A 19271-nucleotide genomic window follows, 5' to 3' on the forward strand; every position below is an offset into this window, starting at 1 on the left:
TATAACAAGGTTAGCAATGGAATAATGATGCCGTTTTCCGTGTTGAATCTTGTTAGAACAAGAAATTAGCGGAATGACCAATTTTGTCTGACCGATCATCCACGCAGCAATGGCGTAAGACGTATTGATCTTTCAGACAGTTAGCGGGCTGCGGGTTGCAGTCCTTACCGGTACAGGCCTCTATGGATTTCACGTCGCAGGAAGGCGTCGACTCCGGGTATTCCCGGGTGCTCTACTCAGTCCGCTGATTGAGATGAGCAGGTTAAGCCACTACCTCTGTAACGTGAAAGACGACGAGATATACGCAAAATTATTCAGGATGCGCCAAGGCGGCGAAAGAGAGAATCTCCGGAACTGACATCATCAGTGAGTCAGTAACAGGGGTGAACGAGCAAGCCGACGCAGAAGCAATCTGAAAAATGACGCGTATAAATGGAATCTTCTCTGGTGATACATCCCAGGCTGTTCCCCTGCTAATTGCGCTGTGTTTCCGTTTGAAATACAGGCGACCGACACTCTGCGCCTCTTAAGCGCGCGACAACCGTGAGGTTGGCGACGTGAAACAGACACGAGGCCATCGGTTCCCCCCGGCAAGGCAATACTCTGCCCGCAGCTTAGTCGTCAATGTAAGAATAATGAGTAAGTTACGATGAAAAGAATGTTAATCAACGCAACTCAGCAGGAAGAGTTGCGCGTCGCCCTTGTTGATGGGCAGCGCCTGTACGACCTGGATATCGAAAGCCCCGGGCACGAACAGAAAAAAGCGAACATCTACAAAGGCAAAATTACCCGTATTGAACCTAGCCTTGAAGCCGCGTTTGTTGATTACGGCGCCGAGCGTCATGGTTTCCTCCCCCTCAAAGAAATCGCCCGCGAATACTTCCCAGCCAACTACAATTCTCATGGTCGTCCGAATATTAAGGATGTGCTGCGTGAAGGTCAGGAAGTGATTGTGCAGATTGATAAAGAAGAACGTGGCAACAAAGGCGCCGCGCTCACCACCTTTATCAGCCTGGCGGGTAGCTATCTGGTACTGATGCCGAATAACCCGCGCGCGGGCGGTATCTCACGCCGCATCGAGGGTGACGATCGTACCGAACTGAAAGAAGCGCTGGCCAGCCTTGAGCTGCCGGACGGCATGGGGCTTATCGTACGCACCGCCGGCGTCGGCAAATCTGCCGAAGCGCTGCAGTGGGACCTGAGCTTCCGTCTGAAACACTGGGAAGCCATCCAGAAAGCCGCTGAAAGCCGCCCGGCGCCGTTCCTGATTCATCAGGAAAGCAACGTCATCGTGCGCGCCTTCCGTGATTATCTGCGCCAGGATATCGGCGAAATCCTGATCGATAACCCAAAAGTGCTTGAGCTGGCTCGCCAGCACATCGCCGCACTGGGTCGCCCGGATTTCAGCAGCAAAATCAAACTGTACACCGGTGAAATTCCGCTGTTCAGCCACTATCAAATCGAATCGCAGATTGAATCCGCCTTCCAGCGCGAAGTGCGCCTGCCTTCCGGCGGGTCTATCGTTATCGACAGCACCGAAGCGTTAACCGCTATCGATATCAACTCCGCTCGCGCCACCCGCGGCGGCGACATCGAAGAAACGGCATTCAACACCAACCTGGAAGCGGCCGATGAGATTGCCCGCCAGCTGCGTCTGCGTGACCTCGGCGGCCTGATTGTCATCGATTTCATCGACATGACGCCGGTACGCCACCAGCGCGCGGTCGAAAACCGCCTGCGCGAAGCGGTGCGCCAGGATCGTGCGCGCATCCAGATCAGCCACATCTCTCGCTTCGGTCTGCTCGAAATGTCGCGTCAGCGCCTGAGCCCGTCGCTGGGTGAATCCAGCCATCACGTCTGCCCGCGCTGTAGCGGTACCGGCACCGTGCGTGATAACGAATCCCTGTCGCTCTCTATCCTGCGTCTGATTGAAGAAGAAGCGCTGAAAGAGAACACCCAGGAAGTTCACGCCATCGTGCCTGTGCCGATTGCGTCCTACCTGCTGAACGAAAAACGTGCCGCGGTGAGCGCCATTGAAACCCGTCAGGGCGACGTTCGCGTGATCATCGTCCCGAACGATCAGATGGAAACCCCGCACTACTCCGTGCTGCGCGTGCGCAAAGGCGAAGAGACCTCTACCCTGAGCTATCTGCTGCCTAAACTGCACGAAGAAGAGATGGCGCTGCCTGCGGATGAAGAGCCTGCCGAACGTAAACGCCCTGAGCAGCCGGCCCTGGCCACCTTCGTGATGCCGGACGTACCGCCTGCGCCTGAGCAGGACGTTCCTGTTGCCGCACCTGCCGCCGCGAAACCCGCGGTAGCCGCTGTCGCGCCGGCGCAGCCTGGTCTGCTCTCACGCTTCTTTGGCGCCCTGAAAAACATCTTCTCCGGCGCAGAAGAAGCTAAAACGGCAGAACCTCAGGTAGAGAAGAAAGCCGAAGAGAAACCGGAACGTCAGCAAGAGCGTCGTAAACCGCGGACCAACAATCGCCGCGATCGCAACGATCGTCGTGATAACCGTGATAACCGCGACAACCGTGCTGAAAATACGGAAGGCCGTGAGCCTCGCGAATCCCGCGAGGAAAACCGCCGTAATCGTCGCGAGAAGCAGCAGCAGAATGTCGAGCCGCGTGAATCTCGCCAGACGGTGACCGAGGATGCAGAAAAAGGCAAAGCGCGCGATGAGCAGCAGCCGCGCCGTGAGCGTAATCGTCGTCGTAACGACGACAAGCGCCAGGCCCCGCAGGAAGCTAAAGCACCAACGCGCGAAGAGCCGGTAGTCCCGCAGGAAGCCGAACAGGAAGAACGCGTTCAGACGATGTCCCGACGTAAACCGCGTCAGTTATCCCAGAAGGTTCGCATTGAATCTGCGGTCGCTGAAACGGCTGCTCAGGTTGTTGAAACCGCGGCTGCGGTCCAGCCGGAAGCCGTCGCTTCGCGCACGGAACTGGCGAAAGTCGATCTGCCTGCCGTCGTTGAACATAATGGCGACCATGACGACAACAGCGAGTCCCGCGAAGCCAACGGTATGCCGCGTCGCTCTCGTCGCTCGCCGCGTCATCTGCGCGTCAGCGGTCAGCGCCGTCGTCGTTACCGCGATGAGCGTTACCCGACCCAATCGCCGATGCCGCTGACCGTAGCCTGCGCATCCCCGGAAATGGCGTCAGGTAAAGTGTGGATTCGCTACCCGGTTGTCCGTGCCCAGGATCAGCAGCAGGAAGAACAGCAGGTTCAGGCGTCCGTGACTGAAACTGTCGCGCCGGTTGCTGTCGCTGAAGCCGCCATCGCAGAAGTCGTCGCCCCGGCGGTTGCCGAGGCAGCGCCTGTTGCCGCCGAACAACCTGTCGTAGCCGAAGCGACCGTCGCTGAAGCCGCGCAGACTGTTCAGCCGGAGGTCGCCGCGCAGGACGTTATCGCCGCAGAAACCCCGGTTGTAACGGCCGAAACCAGCGTTGCGCCGGTTGCTGCCGAGCCGGAAGCTGCCGCTGAAGCCGTTGTTGAGGAGACTGCACCGGTTGTGGCGCAAGAAGTTCCTGCCGCACAGGCCATCGAGCCGACGCCGGTCGTTGAAGCCGCTCCGGTGGTAGAAACAGCGCCGGTCGTCGAATCAGCGCCTGCTCCGGTGGTGGCCGCCGCGCCAGCGGCAGCGGTTATCGTGTCTCACCGTCACGCGACCGCCCCGATGACGCGTGCCCCGGCGCCAGCCTACGAGCCAGAAGCGCCGCGTCACAGCGACTGGGTTCGCCCGTCGTTTGCCTTTGACGGCAAAGGCGCTGCAGGCGGCCACAGCGCGACTCATCAGGCGACGGCGGAACCTACCCGTCCGCAACCTGCCGAGTAAACGCAGCACGTCATAAAAAAACCGGCCTCTGGCCGGTTTTTTTTATTCCGCCTCCGGGCGCTGCATCCCGGCAACCTGCGGCATCACTTCGCGCATCAGATCGAGAAACTTTCGCAGTCGGGTTGGATAATAACGCGCCCACGGATAGACCAGGTGGACCGGCAGCGGAGAGGCCCGCCACTGCGGAAACGGCTCAACCAGCCGACCGGCGGCAATATCCTCGGCCACCGCCCAGCTCGACACGATAGCCGCGCCCAGCCCCGCCAGCGCCGTATTACGGGCCACATACACGCTATCGGTACTCAGACACGGCACAATACCAAACGCCAGCTCCCGGCTATCCTCCTGATGCTGCAACTCCACTTCATGTTGATAAAAGGTGCTGATGGCCACCCACGGCAACCGCGACAGATCCTGAGGTATCGCTAATGCCGGGTATTGCGCCAACAGCGCGGGGGCGACCACCAGGCTACGCGGAACTTCAGCCAGCTGTACCGATACCGTGGCCGGGTCAACTTCGGCGCCCACCCGAATCGCGCAATCGATATTATCACTGAGAAAATCGACGGTTTTGTCATTGAGCATCCACTCCACCGCCAGCTGCGGATAGCGTTGCAGAAAATTGACCAGCGGACCCAGCAGCTGCTGCTGACCAAAAGCATGAGGCGCCCGCACGCGCAGCACCCCCACCGGCCGATCGTCCGCGATACTCATCTCATCCTCCAGCGCCAGCCAGGCATCCACCACCTGACGCGCGTGCTGATAACAGCGCTCGCCATCATCGGTGAGCTTCATAGCATGCGTTGTACGCAGAATCAGTCAACTACCGAGCATGCTCTCCAGCGACTGCAGACGGCGGCTGACCGTCGCCTGGGTGGTATCCAGCTGCCGGGCCGCCGAAGAGAGTGAACCGGCCTCGACGATGCGAATAAAAGTCCGCATCAGTTCAATGCGATCTATACGTTCCTGTCTCTTCATTATCATTTTCTCTATACGTGAAGCGTATAACCGTTTTACCACCACGCTATCTACCGCGCCAGCGGCATTCGGGGAAGAATAGCCCCATCTCATCTACGAGGACTTCATCATGACCCCGACTCCACTCTCCTCCCGCGAAGCGGGCTGGATTATTTTTATACTCGCTCTTGGCGCTGGTTTTAGCGTGGCTTCTATTTATTACGCCCAGCCTCTGCTCCCGCTGATGGGGGCCAATCTGCATCTGAGCGTTGAAGGGATGGGCCTCGTCCCGACCCTGACCCAGGCCGGCTACGCGCTGGGCATTCTGTTTCTGCTGCCGCTCGGCGATCGCCACGACCGACGAACGCTGATTCTGCTGAAAAGCGCGGCGCTGGCGGTCCTGCTGCTGCTGTGTAGCCTGACGGGCCAGCTCACGTCACTGCTGGTGGTCAGCTTATTGATCGGGATGGCCGCGACGATGGCGCAGGATATTGTTCCGGCGGCGGCGATTCTGGCCCCGGCGGGGAAACAGGGGAAAATGGTCGGGACGGTGATGACCGGCCTGCTGCTGGGAATTCTGCTCTCGCGGACCGTCAGCGGACTGGTCGGTGCGCTGTTCGGTTGGCGGGTGATGTATCAGGCGGCGGCCGTCAGTATCGCCCTCATCGGTCTGCTGATGTGGCGTATTCTGCCCCGCTTTGCGATTCACTCCACGTTAAGCTATCCGCAGCTGATGAAATCCATGGCGCACCTGTGGCAACGCTATCCTGCGTTACGACGCGCGGCAGTGGCCCAGGGCTTTTTATCCATCGCTTTCAGCGCCTTCTGGTCAACGCTGGCGGTGATGCTGCTCGCTCATTATCAGATGGGCAGCGCCGTGGCCGGGGGATTCGGCATCGCCGGTGCAGCCGGGGCCCTTGCCGCGCCCCTGGCGGGCGGACTGGCCGATAAATATGGCGCCGGAAGGGTCACTCAGCTGGGCGCGGGGCTGGTTACCCTCTCATTTGCTCTGATGTTCCTGATGCCGGTACTGCCGCCACATGGTCAGCTGCTGTTGATTGGTCTTGCGGCCATCGGCTTCGATCTCGGTCTGCAGTCCAGCCTGGTCGCCCACCAGAATCTGGTTTACAGCCTCGAGCCGCAGGCCCGCGGCCGCCTGAACGCCCTGCTGTTCACCGGCGTGTTCATTGGTATGGCGCTCGGCTCGGTCCTCGGCAGTCGGCTGTACGTCGTTGCCGGCTGGAACGGCGTCGTTATTCTGGCCGTGGTGACCGGCGCCATCGCGCTGGCGATTCGTCTGCGGGAAAGCGCCCGTCTGGCATCCGTAGCGCGCCCAGTCCGCTAAAAAAACCCGCTCCGCCATGCGGAACGGGTCTCTTACAATCCGGCGTCTGGCGTCAGGCCGTACGTCGGGCAAACTCTTTTACCCGGAAGCCCAGCGCCATTAAGGTGGCAAAATACGCCACCACGCCCACCGCCACGACCGCCATCAGGCGCAGCAGACGGAACGGCATAGCACCCTGCGACCACTCCGGCATGAGATACATCATGCCCAACAGCGCCGCCGACATCACCAGCACCGCAACCACCAGGCGCAGCAGGAAGGAGAACCATCCCGGCTGCGGAGTAAAGATTTTTTGTTTGCGCAGCTGCCAGTACAACAGACCGGCGTTAAGACAGGCCGCCAGACCGATAGACAGCGACAGCCCGGCATGCTTCAGCGGGCCAATAAAGATCAGGTTCATCACCTGGGTCATAATCAGCGTAACGATCGCGATTTTTACCGGCGTTTTAATGTCCTGCCGCGAATAAAAGCCCGGCGCCAGTACCTTAACGACAATCAGCCCCATCAGTCCGACGGAGTAAGCCACCAGCGCGCGTTGGGTCATCGCGGCATCAAAAGCGTTGAATTTCCCGTACTGGAACAACGCAACGGTGAGCGGCTTCGCCAGGATCCCCAGCGCCACGGCGCTGGGCAACGCCAGCAAAAAGCACAGGCGCAGCCCCCAGTCCATCAGGCGGCAGTACTCATCATGATTACCGCTGGCAAAGCTTTTTGACAGCGAGGGCAGCAGGATAGTCCCCAGCGCCACGCCAAGCACCCCGGACGGAAACTCCATCAGACGATCCGCGTAATACATCCACGACACCGAACCTGACACCAGGAACGAGGCGAAGATAGTGTTGATAATCAATGAAATCTGACTGACGGAGACGCCGAGGATCGCCGGCCCCATCTGCTTGACCACCCGCATTGCGCCGGCATCTTTCAGGTTAATGCGCGGCAGAACCAGCATGCCAATTTTTTTCAGATGCGGCAGTTGATAGGCCAGCTGCAGCACCCCGCCGACGGTCACCGCCCACGCCATCGCCAGCATAGGCGGGTGAAAATAGGGCGCGGCAAACAGGGCAAAGCCAATCATACTGACGTTGAGGAACGTCGGAGCGAAGGCGGGAACGGAAAAACGGTTCCAGGTGTTAAGGATCGCCCCGGCTAACGACGCCAGTGAAATCAACAGAATATAAGGAAAGGTGATGCGCAACAGCTGGGTGGTCAGGGTAAATTTATCCGCGCTGTCGGCAAAACCGGGCGCGGTCACGGTAATCACCCAGGGCGCCGCCAGCATGCCAAGAAGGGTAACGACCGCCAGAACCAGCGTCAGCAGGCCAGAAACATAGGCCACAAACACGCGGGTCGCCTCTTCGCCCTGCTTGCTTTTATATTCGGCAAGAATGGGAACAAATGCCTGAGAGAACGCCCCTTCAGCGAAGATACGGCGCAGTAAATTCGGTAATTTAAACGCGACGAAAAAGGCATCCGTCGCCATCCCTGCGCCAAAAATTCGCGCGACAATAGCATCACGCGCAAATCCGAGAACGCGTGAAAACATGGTCATCGAACTGACTGCTGCCAGTGATTTTAAAAGGTTCATTAACGTCTTATTCCACAACCCTGAAGTACAACGCCCGCGATTGCGGGCGCTGGAAAGTGGCGATAGTCTACCGGGTTCGTCATGAATTACTACTCCCAGATGTTACAACCAATTATTCACTCATTGCCTCGCGCCAGAGTTTTTCGACCACCCGTTGGGCCAGCAGCGCCTGCTCACCGGCGGTTTCCGGAACCGTCTGATTTTGCACGCATTCGATAAAGTGACGCGCGCAGCCGACAAAACCTCGCTGCTCCAGCGTGGTTTGCCAGCCCGGAACCGGGCGCATCATCAGCCCCTGACCGCGCTCCTCCTGCCATTCGCGCATATCACAGACGCCGTACAGTGCGCCGTCGGTCACGGCCTGCACCCACTCCCGCTGGCTGCCGGCGCGACGGTGCATGCTGGTGGTGACCTCCAGTTGAGGCGTGCTGAAGTGGTGTTCAGCATAGAGCATTTCGCCGTGGGCCGTGGTTTGCAGCGAGCCGCCGCTCAGGCGCGCGGTACCGCCCGCCAGCCACAGCGCGGTATCCACCACATGCAGATAATCATCCAGGAGCGTAAAACGCAGATCGTGGCCAACGCTGTCGCTGCGATGCTTATCCATACGCAGCGATGCGGCGCTGCCCATCTGCGTTTTGAGTTCACGGTACAGCGGCGCAAAGCGACGGTTAAAACCGACCATCAGCGTGAGCTTGCGGCGCGCCGCCAGTTCGACCAGCGACTCGGCCTCATTCAGCTTATCGGCCAGCGGTTTATCCACGCACACATGCACCCCGGCATTCAGCAGGCGGCTGACGACCTCAAAATGCGACGCCGTTGACGTATGCACAAAGACCGCATCGCACTGCGCCGCCAGTTGCTCCAGCGAGTCGGCATAAGGAATGCGCCAGGCATCGCAGATACGTAGCGCTTTCTCTTTACCCGGCGACCAGGCCGCCTGCAGCGTCCAGTCGTCTGCGGCACCCAGCACCGGCAGCCAGGCCTTCTGCGCGATGCCCCCTAACCCCACCACGCCAATGCGTAATTTTGCGGTCACGATTAGTCTCCCAGGTGAGCCAGCAGCGAGGCCAGTCGCTCTTTCAGTTCCGCGACTTCCCCTTCCAGCGTCTCAACCCGCGCGAGGAGATCATCGGTCGGCGGCGAGACGGCTTCAACGGCGGTAATAAGCGAGTCCATATCATCGCAAAACAGATGCATATAGCGGGATTCTCGTTTTCCCGGCTCGCGCGGCAGACGAGCGACGAAAGGCCCGTCATCCCGGGTGGCCAGCGTTTCCAGCACGCTCTCCACTTCCGCCATATCGCTAAAGTCATGCATTCGCTGCGCGCGGCTGCGCAACTCGCCCGGCGTCTGCGCGCCGCGCAGCAGCAGCGTTGTCACAACCGCCACTTCCGCCGGAGACAGTTTCAGATCGCCAAATTCAGAATTACAAAACCGCTGCTCATATTTGGTCACCCGGTTGCCGAAACCGCTGACGGTACGCAGGTAATGGCGTTTGACCAGGGCATCCAGCAGATCCTGAATATCACTTTCGCTCAGCGACATCACCGGCTCGCGGTTGGTTTTCTGATTGCAGGCGGTCACCACCGCATTGACCGACAGCGGATACTGCTCAGGCGTGGTGACCTGTTTTTCCAGCAAACAACCGATGACGCGCGCTTCGTGCGCGGTTAACTGATATTTCATGCTTTCTCCTCAGCGACCCGGAGTCCAGTCCGGGGTCGTCAACGCCGTCAGTACGTGGTCACGCCACTGCCCGTCAATCAGCAGGTAATTTTTGGCGTACCCCTCTTTTTCAAAGCCAAGACGAGCCAGTAAATCGCCGCTACGTTGATTATGCGGCATGTAGTTGGCCATGATGCGATGGATATGCTGCGTGCGCTGCATATAGCGAATCGCCGCGGTCAGGGCTTCAAACATCAGCCCCTGGCCTTGCCACTTCTCGCCAATGGAATAACCGAGGTAGCAGGCATGAAACGACCCGCGTACCACATTGGAAAAATTTGCCACGCCGATAATTTCTTTCTCTTGCGGATCGAGCAGCGCAAAATAGAATGCCGATCCCTGTTTATGAAACTCGGAAATCATCGATAAACGCGCCTGCCAGCCAGAGGGGTAGCAGTGGCTGTCGTCGCGCACCGGCTCCCAGGGTTTTAAGAACCCTTTATTCTCCGCGTAATAATCGGCCAGACGCCAGGCGTCACGATCGTATACCAGCCGCACCACCAGCCTGTCCGTCGTCAAACGCACCTTAGGTACGTTACTGCGATAGCCAAACATTCCCCTCTCCTGTTCCCCTGACTGATTACCCTGCTCTCTTCACTATACCTGTCCTGAACGCTTGTGTGAAAACAGCAACATACCATTTTCTGCACCAGCTCCCTTTTTCGATGAATAGACTCTATCGATCTTGCATTTTGATAAAAAAATATTGTCGCAAGGATGCTGGGAAAGTCAGCATATTCCCCGCACACTATCCCGGTAACTGTTTATTTTCCCTGGAGGGGAAATGTCCCGCGTATCGCAGGCAAGGAGCCTGGGTAAATATTTCCTGTTGGTCGACAACATGCTGGTGGTGCTGGGCTTTTTTGTCGTCTTTCCGTTGATTTCTATTCGCTTTGTTGACCAGATGGGCTGGGCGGCGCTGATGGTCGGGATTGCGCTCGGCCTGCGTCAGCTGGTACAGCAAGGATTAGGCATTTTTGGCGGTGCGGTCGCCGATCGCTTTGGCGCCAAACCAATGATCGTCACCGGCATGCTCATGCGCGCGGGCGGTTTCGCGGCAATGGCCGTGGCCCATGAGCCGTGGGTTCTGTGGCTCTCCTGCATTCTCTCCGGTCTCGGCGGCACGCTGTTCGATCCGCCGCGCGCCGCGCTGGTCGTCAAACTGGTGCATCCGCATCAGCGCGGGCGGTTCTTTTCGATTCTGATGATGCAGGACAGCGCCGGGGCGGTGATCGGCGCCCTGCTCGGCAGCTGGCTGCTGCAATATGACTTCCGTCTTGTCTGCAGCGTGGGCGCGGCGTTGTTTGTCGCCTGCGCCGCGTTCAACGCCTGGTATCTCCCGGCGTGGAAGCTCTCTACCGTGAAAACCCCGGTTCGGGAAGGTCTGGGCCGGGTGCTGCGCGATAAGCGCTTTGTCACCTACGTCCTGACGCTCACCGGCTACTACATGCTGGCCGTCCAGGTGATGCTGATGCTGCCGATTATGGTCAACGACATCGCCGGTTCACCGACCGCGGTGAAATGGATGTACGCCATTGAAGCCACTATCTCGTTGACCCTGCTCTACCCCATCGCCCGCTGGAGCGAACAGCGCTTTCGCCTGGAACATCGGCTGATGGCCGGGTTACTGGTGATGACCGTCGCCATGTTGCCCATTGGCTTGACCAGCAATTTACAGCAGCTGTTTACCCTGATTTGTCTCTTCTATATGGGCTCGATCACCGCCGAACCGGCGCGGGAAACGCTGGGTGCCTCTTTAGCCGACGCCCGGGCGCGCGGCAGCTATATGGGCTTTAGCCGACTGGGGCTGGCCTTTGGCGGCGCGTTTGGCTACGCTGGCGGCGGATGGTTGTTCGATGCGGGTAAAGCGCTGAATCAGCCCGAACTGCCGTGGCTGATGCTGGGTATTATCGGTCTGTTTACCTTCATTGCCCTGTGGTGGCAGTTCAGCCAGAAGCGCTCGACATCCGGCATGCTGGAACCACGTACCTGACCCGACCCGCAACGTAAGGCCTGTTTTCAGCATTTTCCGCTAGTGCGCCGAATGCTGGCAGGCCATGCTGCTTTATGTCAGGATAAGCCCTGGTATGACCGTTAAGGAATCCAATGAAAAAGATGTTTATCGTGGCCGTGCTGCTTGTCAGCGGCCTTCTGAGCGGCTGTAACCAGCTCACGCAGTATTCAGTCAGCGAGCAGGAAATTAACCAGGCGCTGCAGAAACGTAACCATTTCGCCAAAGATATCGGCCTGCCGGGCGTGGCGGATGCGCATATTGAATTACGCGATCTGACCAGCGCGATTGGCCGTGAAGAGCCGAACAAAGTGACGCTGAGCGGCATTGCCAACCTGGATCTGAACTCGTTGTTCGGCAATCAGAAAGCCACCATCGATCTGAAGCTCAAGGCGCTGCCGGTCTTTAATAAAGACAAAGGCGCGATCTTCCTGCAGGAGATGGAAGTGGTTGATGCGAAAGTGTCGCCTGAGAAGCTGCAGTCCGTCGTGCAAACGCTGATTCCCTACCTGAACCAGTCTCTGCGCAGCTATTTTAACCAACAGCCGGCCTATGTTCTGCGCGAAGATGCCAGCACCGGCGAAGCGCTGGCGAAAAAATACGCGAAAGGCATCGAGGTGAAACCGGGCGAAATTATCATCCCGTTCACCGATTAATACGACGGGCGCTGCGGCGCCCGTTTTTTTACGGAAATTGATGCAAAGGAAAACGTTTACGCTTATCCTTAGTGCCCGGCAAAAACAGCCCTGATGACTGACCCTATTAGCCGGAGCTTTCCATGACAGCACAACCCCAGGTATTGAAAATCCGCCGCCCTGACGACTGGCATATCCATCTGCGCGATGACGATATGCTGAAGACCGTCGTGCCTTACACCAGTGAGTTTTATGGCCGGGCGATCGTGATGCCGAATCTGGTGCCGCCTGTCACCACCGTTGAAGCGGCGATAGCCTATCGCCAGCGAATCCTTGACGCCGTTCCCGCCGGGCACGACTTTACGCCGTTGATGACCTGCTACCTGACCGATACGCTCGACCCGGCAGAGCTGGAGCGTGGATTCCACGCTGGCGTATTCACGGCGGCCAAACTCTACCCGGCCAATGCCACCACCAACTCCAGCCACGGCGTCACCAGCATCGATGCCATTATGCCGGTACTGGAGCGCATGGAAAAACTGGGTATGCCGCTGCTGGTTCACGGTGAAGTCACTCACGCCGAGATCGATATCTTCGATCGCGAAGCGCGCTTTATCGAAACGGTAATGGAGCCGCTGCGTCAGCGTTTACCGGGCCTGAAGGTGGTGTTTGAACATATCACCACCAAAGATGCCGCCGAATACGTCCGCGACGGCAACGAACTGCTGGCCGCAACCATTACGCCTCAGCACCTGATGTTTAACCGTAACCACATGCTGGTTGGCGGCGTGCGCCCCCATCTTTACTGTCTGCCGATTCTGAAACGCAATATTCACCAGCAGGCGCTGCGTGAACTGGTTGCCAGCGGTTTTACCCGCGCGTTTCTGGGAACCGACTCCGCCCCGCACGCCCGCCATCGTAAAGAAGCCAGCTGCGGATGCGCCGGCTGCTTTAACGCGCCGACCGCGCTGGGCAGCTATGCAACGGTGTTTGAAGAGATGAATGCCCTGCAGCACTTCGAAGCGTTTTGTTCACTGAACGGTCCGCGTTTCTACGGCCTGCCGGTGAATGAGACCTTTGTTGAGCTGGTGCGCGAAGAGAGCGCCGTCGTTGAAAGCATCGCCCTGCCGGACGATAGCCTGGTGCCTTTCCTTGCCGGTGAAACCCTGCGCTGGACGATGAAAAAATAAAAGCGTTGCCCCTTGTTGTAAATGCAAACCGAATACTGTATAAATAAACAGTATATTACACAGGGGGCAATCATGCGCATCGAAGTGTCTATCGCCAAATCCACAGCCTTACCCAACGGCGCCTTAGAAGCGCTAAACAATGAACTCTCCCGACGCATTGAACAGCAGTTCCCGGCTCATTCAAGCCAGGTAACCGTACGTTTTGCCGCCAATAACAATTTGTCGGTCATTGGCGGCCTGAAAGAAGATAAAGACCGGATAAGCGAAATCCTGCAAGAAACCTGGGAAAGCGCTGATGACTGGTTTGTCCATGACGTATCCTGACCCTCTCTGGCGGTATGCCGCTGCAGAATGGCGTAGGCTCTGAGCAAACTGAGCAGGCCCCTCTGAAGCCGCCGCCGGGACATAGCGTCAGGGACAGCAAATTTTATTTGCTCCCTCATTGTGCTTTTTTTGCCGGGTCGCCCCGGCTTTTTTTATCCCCGTTTCAGCCTCAGATTTTTCTTTTTTCCCGTTCATTTGCTTAAAAAATAACGTTTCGCGGCTTTCACTCTGTACAAAAAATCACCAAAAAGAGGTGACCTCGCCCCGTTTGATTTAATTTCTCGAGTTTATTCTTAACACCTGATATAATTAACTTGCTTCAAAAAATATGCATTAAACCTCGAGAATTGTTGTCTTTTAACATATGAATAAGGGGTTATGATGGAAAAGAATAATGAAGTCATCCAGACCCATCCCCTCGTCGGATGGGACATCAGCACCGTTGATAGCTACGATGCCATGATGTTGCGCCTGCACTACCAAAACCCCACTCATGAAAGCAGTAACGAAGCTGAAATTGGCCAGACGCTATGGCTAACGACGGAAGTCGCACGTCAATTTATTTCTATCCTGGAAGCAGGTATTGCGAAGATAGAATCAGGTGAATACCAGGTAAACGAGTACCGCAGGCATTAATAATAATGCCGCGATCGATATACGCCAACTCAACAGGCACCTGCGGGTGCCTGATTTATTTTCGGGCTTGTATATGTGCAGGTTGTTAATTACCCTGCTAATAAAGCAAAAAACCGGAACAGACCATGCAATACGACCTCATCATTATCGGCAGCGGCTCCACTGGCGCCGCTGCTGGCTATTATGCCCGCCGGGCTGGACTTAACGTGTTGATGACCGACGCGCATACCCCTCCGCATCAGGAAGGCAGCCATCACGGTAATACGCGCCTTATCCGCCATGCCTACGGTGAAGGAGAGAGATATGTCCCGCTGGTGCTGCGTGCGCAGGCGCTGTGGGATGAGCTTGCTACTCTCAGCGGCGAGGCCATCTTCGAACGCACCGGGGTGATTAACCTCGGCCCGGCAAACTCGGCGTTTCTCAGCAACGTTGCCAACAGCGCCCGGGAGTTTCAGCTGAACGTCGAAGAGATGGATGCTCCGGCTATCATGGCCCGCTGGCCTGAGATTCGCGTCCCGGAAGATTACCGGGGAATATTCGAACCGGCATCAGGGGTGTTACGTAGCGAGCTGGCCATCGAAACCTGGATACGTCTCGCACGTGAAGCGGGCTGCGCTCAGCTGTTTAATTGCCCGGTTACCGCCATACATCATCACCCGGATGGCGTGACCATCGACACCGCCGACGGCAGCTACAGCGGCAAGAAACTGCTGGTCAGTGCCGGGACGTGGGTCACGCGTCTGCTGCCCGACCTGCCGGTCCAGCCGGTGCGCAAAATCTTTGCCTGGTTCCAGGCTGATGGCCGCTACAGCAGCAAAAACAACTTCCCGGCATTTACCGGTGAGCTGCCCAACGGCGATCAGTTCTATGGTTTTCCGGCGCAAGACAATGAGCTGAAGATCGGCAAGCACAACGGCGGGCAGCTTATCTCCACGCCAGAAGAACGTACGCCATTTGGCGCGGTGGCCACCGACGGCTCTGAGTCGTTCAGCTTCCTGCGTAACGTGCTGCCCGGTATCGGCGGCTGTCTGCATGGCGCCTCCTGTACCTACGATAATACGGCGGATGAAGACTTTATTATCGACACCCTTCCCGGCCATCCTGAGACGCTGCTGATTAGCGGATTAAGCGGCCATGGTTTCAAATTCGCCCCGGTACTGGGGGAGATTGCCACGCAGTTTGCCCTGGGGGAAATGCCCGCCTTCGACCTGAGCCCCTTCTCGCTGGCGCGCTTTCAGCGATAACCTGCCGCCGGGCGCGGTCTTGATTCGGGCAATAAAAAACGGCCTCAAAAGAGGCCGTTCATCACAGAGAGAGTTTATGCGTCGCCTGTATGATTTACTGGTCAACAACGTCCGCGAGCACTTTATGATTTATCTCGCGCTGTGGCTGCTGCTGGCTATCGTTGATCTTATCTGGTTATGGTTTTTCTGAGGTTTCAGGATCCGGGATCCCCAGCTTCGTGTTCAGACGGCCGCGAGATTTGTTGAAGATCTTATTGCCATTTTCCCGCCCGGCGCGTAGCTGACGCTGCTCCTCTTCCGGCAGCTTATGCTCTTCCATGCACGCCTCGCTACAGCAGCCGGCAAACTTCCTGGCGCAGCTCGGGCACTGGATAAACAGCAGATGGCAGCCGTCATTCAGGCAATTAGTATGGCTATCGCACGGCGCGCCGCACTGATGGCAGTGGGCAATCACGTCATCGGAGATGCGCTCGCCCATCCGCTCGTCAAAGACAAAATTCTTACCGATAAAGCGTACCGGCAGCCCCTGTTCACGCGCGCGGCGGGCATACTCAATAATCCCGCCCTCAATGTGCCAGACTTTACTGAAGCCGTTGTGCTTCATCCAGGCGCTGGCTTTTTCACAACGAATACCGCCGGTGCAGTACATAACGATTTTTTTATCTTTATGTTCCTGCATCATCTCGACCGCTTTCGGCAGCTGATCGCGGAATGTGTCCGCCGGAATTTCAAGCGCCTGTTCAAAATGGCCCACTTCGTACTCGTAGTGGTTGCGCATATCGATAAACACCGCCTCAGGATCGTCCAGCATCGCATTCACTTCCGCCGCTTTCAGGTAATCGCCAACATCTGAGGCATCAAACGTCGGGTCATCGATCCCATCCGCCACGATACGATCGCGGACTTTCAGACGCAGCACCCAGAAGGATTTTCCGTCGTCGTCCAGCGCGATGTTCAGACGCAGACCATCCAGCGCCGGGTCAAAGGCGTAGAGAAACTCACGTAACGCGTCGACCTGACTCTCCGGCACGCTGATTTGCGCATTGATTCCTTCGTGGGCCAGATAGATACGCCCAAAGACGTTTAATCTGGTGAGGGCAATCCACAATGCATCGCGCGTGGCTTTTGGATCCACAATGGTGAAATATTTATAAAACGAGATCGTTGTACGCGGTTCGCTCTCAGCTAACATCTGCGCTTTTAACGTCTCATTTGAAATGCGGTTATGTAACACTGGCATGGTGTACCTGCTCGACATAGGAAATGAGGTAAATAAACGGCCGGCATCATATAGCAAACGACGTTAATTTACATCCCCACATTTTGCGCTACATTCATTTCACTCCCGTTAGTTCGCATTTAACAATAAATGCCACCTGGGACAGCCGTTTTGGCTGAAGCATGAAAAAATGCGATAATAGAATGAGTTGCTTATTTAAACAGGTATGAGATGACCCATTTACCTAAATTTTCCGCGGCGCTGCTGCATCCGCGTTACTGGCTGCTTTGGCTAGGTATTGGCCTGCTGTGGCTGGTTGTTCAGCTTCCCTATCCACTGATTTACCGGCTTGGCAATGCGATTGGCCGCCTGGCAATGCGCTTTATGAAACGTCGCGCCAGAATCGCTTACCGTAACCTGGAGCTGTGCTTCCCGGACAAAAGCGAAGAAGAGCGTCATCAAATGGTGGTGCAAAACTTCGAATCGGTCGGTATGGGTTTAATGGAGACCGGGATGGCCTGGTTCTGGCCGACCCGGCGTATTGCGCGCTGGACCGACTCCATCGGCGTCGAGCATATCCGGGAAGTGCAGGCGCAACATCGCGGCATTCTGCTGATCGGCATCCACTTCCTGACGCTGGAAATGGGGGCGCGGATGTTTGGCATCAACGAACCCGGCATCGGCGTCTACCGCCCGAACGACAATCCGGTGATTGACTGGCTGCAAACCTGGGGTCGGCTGCGTTCGAATAAAGACATGATCGACCGTAAAGACCTGAAAGGGATGATCCGCGCGCTGAAAAAAGGCGAAGTGATCTGGTATGCGCCGGACCACGACTACGGCCCGACCGCCAGCGTATTCGTGCCACTCTTTGCCGTCGACCAGGCGGCAACGACGTCGGGGACCTGGATGCTGGCGAAGATGTCGAAAGCGTGCATTGTTCCGTTCGTGCCGCGGCGTAAACCCGACGGGAAAGGCTATGAGCTGATTATTCTGCCGCCGGAATGCGATCCGCCGCTTGATGATGCGGAGACGACCGCCGCCTGGATGAACCGTATCGTCGAGAAATGCATCCTGATGGCGCCGGAGCAATATATGTGGCTGCACCGCCGCTTCAAGACCCGCCCGCCCGGCGTACCTTCGCGCTATTAACTGTGCTTCCTCCGGCGGCCCGATGCTGACCGGAGGCACCTTCCGCTTTAGCTTTAAACGCTCTTCGCCATTGCGATAATCGTTACGCAGGCGCATAATTAGCAGGCTCATCTTTTGTTTTTTTGTCCTGCATGGCAGGCCAATGGAAGCCTATGTCGTCTGCTGATAGTCCGATTAACTGGAAGCGAAATCTCACGGTCACCTGGCTCGGCTGTTTTTTGACTGGCGCCGCCTTTAGCCTGGTCATGCCCTTTCTCCCGCTGTACGTCGAGCAACTTGGCGTGACGGGCCACAGCGCCCTGAATATGTGGTCCGGGCTGGTATTCAGCATTACCTTCTTGTTCTCCGCCGTGGCCTCTCCCTTCTGGGGCGGCCTGGCCGATCGCAAAGGGCGCAAAATTATGCTGCTGCGCTCCGCGCTGGGGATGGCCATCGTCATGATGTTGATGGGGCTGGCGCAAAATATCTGGCAGTTTCTGGTGCTACGGGCCTTGCTGGGGCTGTTGGGGGGTTTTATTCCCAATGCCAATGCCCTGATCGCCACCCAGATCCCCCGGCAGAAGAGCGGCTGGGCGCTGGGGACGCTTTCCACCGGAGCCGTCAGCGGCGCGCTGCTTGGCCCGCTGGCGGGCGGCTTTCTTGCCGACCATTGGGGGCTGCGCACCGTTTTCTTTCTCACCGCCAGCGTCCTGCTCGTCTGTTTTATCCTGACGCTGTTTTTCATCCGCGAGCAGTTCGTCCCGGTCGCCAGGAAAGAGATGCTTAATGCCAGAGATGTCTTTTCGTCCCTGAAAAGCCCAAAGCTGGTCCTGAGTCTGTTTGTCACTACGATGATTATTCAGGTCGCCACCGGCTCGATTGCCCCTATTCTGACGCTCTACGTACGAGACCTGGCCGGAGACGTCGGGAATATCGCCTTTATCAGCGGAATGATTGCTTCCGTTCCGGGCGTCGCGGCGCTGATCAGCGCCCCGCGCCTCGGTAAGCTCGGGGATCGTATCGGGCCGGAAAAAATCCTTATCGTCGCACTGACGCTCTCCGTACTGCTGCTGATACCGATGTCGTTCGTCCAGACCCCGTTGCAGCTGGCTATTTTGCGTTTTCTGCTGGGGGCCGCCGACGGCGCGCTGCTGCCGGCCGTGCAGACGCTGCTGGTGTACAACTCAACCAGCCAGGTTGCCGGGCGCATTTTTAGCTATAACCAGTCCTTTCGCGATATCGGCAACGTCACCGGCCCATTGATCGGCGCATCGGTGTCTGCCAGCTATGGCTTCCGGGCGGTGTTCTTTGTCACCGCGGCGGTCGTCCTGTTCAACGCGGTCTATTCCGCCCTCAGCTTGCGGCGCACTTCTACAGATGAATCCGCGCAGGACGCGGACCCGGGTGGCCGTTCGGTAAATTAAG

Annotated in this window: 16 protein-coding genes and 1 pseudogene; 11 read left to right on the top strand and 6 right to left on the bottom strand. The window is 57.4% G+C overall.

The genetic code is table 11. The features are described 5' to 3' along the window. Positions 1-649 precede the first annotated feature (649 nt). Positions 650-3841, top strand: a complete 3192-nt coding sequence (rne, locus tag CWM52_RS16785; protein WP_100685136.1) for a ribonuclease E — start codon at positions 650-652, stop codon at positions 3839-3841. Positions 3842-3883: 42 nt separating this feature from the next. Here the strand turns inward: rne and CWM52_RS16790 are convergent. Further along, a pseudogene (locus CWM52_RS16790) lies at positions 3884-4912 on the bottom strand (LysR family transcriptional regulator). A gap of 16 nt (positions 4913-4928) precedes the next feature. Between CWM52_RS16790 and CWM52_RS16795 the strand changes: the two are divergent. After that, positions 4929-6143: an MFS transporter gene (locus CWM52_RS16795; RefSeq protein ID WP_100685137.1), complete on the top strand. Its 1215-nt coding sequence runs from the start codon at positions 4929-4931 to the stop codon at positions 6141-6143. Positions 6144-6195: 52 nt separating this feature from the next. Here CWM52_RS16795 and murJ read toward each other — a convergent pair whose 3' ends face one another. From murJ to rimJ, 4 genes are all read right to left on the bottom strand, one after another. Next, complete coding sequence (gene murJ, locus CWM52_RS16800) at positions 6196-7731, bottom strand: murein biosynthesis integral membrane protein MurJ (protein WP_100685138.1); 1536 nt, start codon at positions 7729-7731, stop codon at positions 6196-6198. 112 nt (positions 7732-7843) lie between these two features. Then, a complete protein-coding gene (locus CWM52_RS16805) occupies positions 7844-8767 on the bottom strand; it encodes a Gfo/Idh/MocA family protein (protein ID WP_100685139.1) in 924 nt (307 codons plus the stop codon). Positions 8768-8769: 2 nt separating this feature from the next. Next, positions 8770-9417 carry a YceH family protein gene (locus CWM52_RS16810; protein WP_100685140.1) on the bottom strand — a complete coding sequence of 216 codons (648 nt, stop codon included), beginning with the start codon at positions 9415-9417 and terminating at the stop codon, positions 8770-8772. 9 nt (positions 9418-9426) lie between these two features. After that, positions 9427-10011 carry a ribosomal protein S5-alanine N-acetyltransferase gene (gene rimJ / locus CWM52_RS16815; RefSeq protein WP_100685141.1) on the bottom strand — a complete coding sequence of 195 codons (585 nt, stop codon included), beginning with the start codon at positions 10009-10011 and terminating at the stop codon, positions 9427-9429. A gap of 229 nt (positions 10012-10240) precedes the next feature. On the opposite strand from rimJ, the gene mdtH reads away from it, so the two are divergent. The 7 genes from mdtH to CWM52_RS16850 all read left to right on the top strand — a co-directional run bounded on the left by mdtH (position 10241) and on the right by CWM52_RS16850 (position 15686). Further along, positions 10241-11449: a multidrug efflux MFS transporter MdtH gene (gene mdtH / locus CWM52_RS16820; RefSeq protein ID WP_100685142.1), complete on the top strand. Its 1209-nt coding sequence runs from the start codon at positions 10241-10243 to the stop codon at positions 11447-11449. 113 nt (positions 11450-11562) lie between these two features. Beyond that, the gene (locus CWM52_RS16825) at positions 11563-12123 is read left to right on the top strand and encodes a lipoprotein (RefSeq protein WP_100685143.1); all 561 of its coding nucleotides are present in this window, start codon (positions 11563-11565) and stop codon (positions 12121-12123) included. 122 nt (positions 12124-12245) lie between these two features. Next, positions 12246-13292 carry a dihydroorotase gene (gene pyrC / locus CWM52_RS16830; protein ID WP_100685144.1) on the top strand — a complete coding sequence of 349 codons (1047 nt, stop codon included), beginning with the start codon at positions 12246-12248 and terminating at the stop codon, positions 13290-13292. 72 nt (positions 13293-13364) lie between these two features. Further along, entirely contained in the window at positions 13365-13616 is a 252-nt protein-coding gene (gene dinI / locus CWM52_RS16835) for a DNA damage-inducible protein I (RefSeq protein ID WP_100685145.1), read from the top strand. Positions 13617-13997: 381 nt separating this feature from the next. Beyond that, complete coding sequence (gene bssS, locus CWM52_RS16840) at positions 13998-14252, top strand: biofilm formation regulator BssS (RefSeq protein WP_100685146.1); 255 nt, start codon at positions 13998-14000, stop codon at positions 14250-14252. Between the two features lie 125 nt (positions 14253-14377). Next, entirely contained in the window at positions 14378-15496 is a 1119-nt protein-coding gene (solA, locus tag CWM52_RS16845; protein ID WP_100685147.1) for an N-methyl-L-tryptophan oxidase, read from the top strand. Positions 15497-15572: 76 nt separating this feature from the next. Next, positions 15573-15686, top strand: a complete 114-nt coding sequence (locus CWM52_RS16850) for a YceO family protein (RefSeq protein WP_004860490.1) — start codon at positions 15573-15575, stop codon at positions 15684-15686. Here CWM52_RS16850 and CWM52_RS16855 read toward each other — a convergent pair. After that, positions 15672-16736: a rhodanese-related sulfurtransferase gene (locus CWM52_RS16855; RefSeq protein WP_100685148.1), complete on the bottom strand. Its 1065-nt coding sequence runs from the start codon at positions 16734-16736 to the stop codon at positions 15672-15674. The genes CWM52_RS16850 and CWM52_RS16855 overlap by 15 nt on opposite strands. A 210-nt stretch (positions 16737-16946) precedes the next feature. Here CWM52_RS16855 and CWM52_RS16860 point away from each other — a divergent pair, with 210 nt between their 5' ends. Further along, complete coding sequence (locus CWM52_RS16860) at positions 16947-17867, top strand: Kdo(2)-lipid IV(A) acyltransferase (protein ID WP_100685149.1); 921 nt, start codon at positions 16947-16949, stop codon at positions 17865-17867. A gap of 152 nt (positions 17868-18019) precedes the next feature. After that, positions 18020-19270, top strand: a complete 1251-nt coding sequence (gene mdtG / locus CWM52_RS16870) for a multidrug efflux MFS transporter MdtG (protein WP_100685150.1) — start codon at positions 18020-18022, stop codon at positions 19268-19270. Position 19271 lies beyond the last annotated feature (1 nt).

It is taken from the genome of Raoultella sp. T31, assembly GCF_002806725.1.
Taxonomy (GTDB): domain Bacteria; phylum Pseudomonadota; class Gammaproteobacteria; order Enterobacterales; family Enterobacteriaceae; genus Klebsiella; species Klebsiella electrica.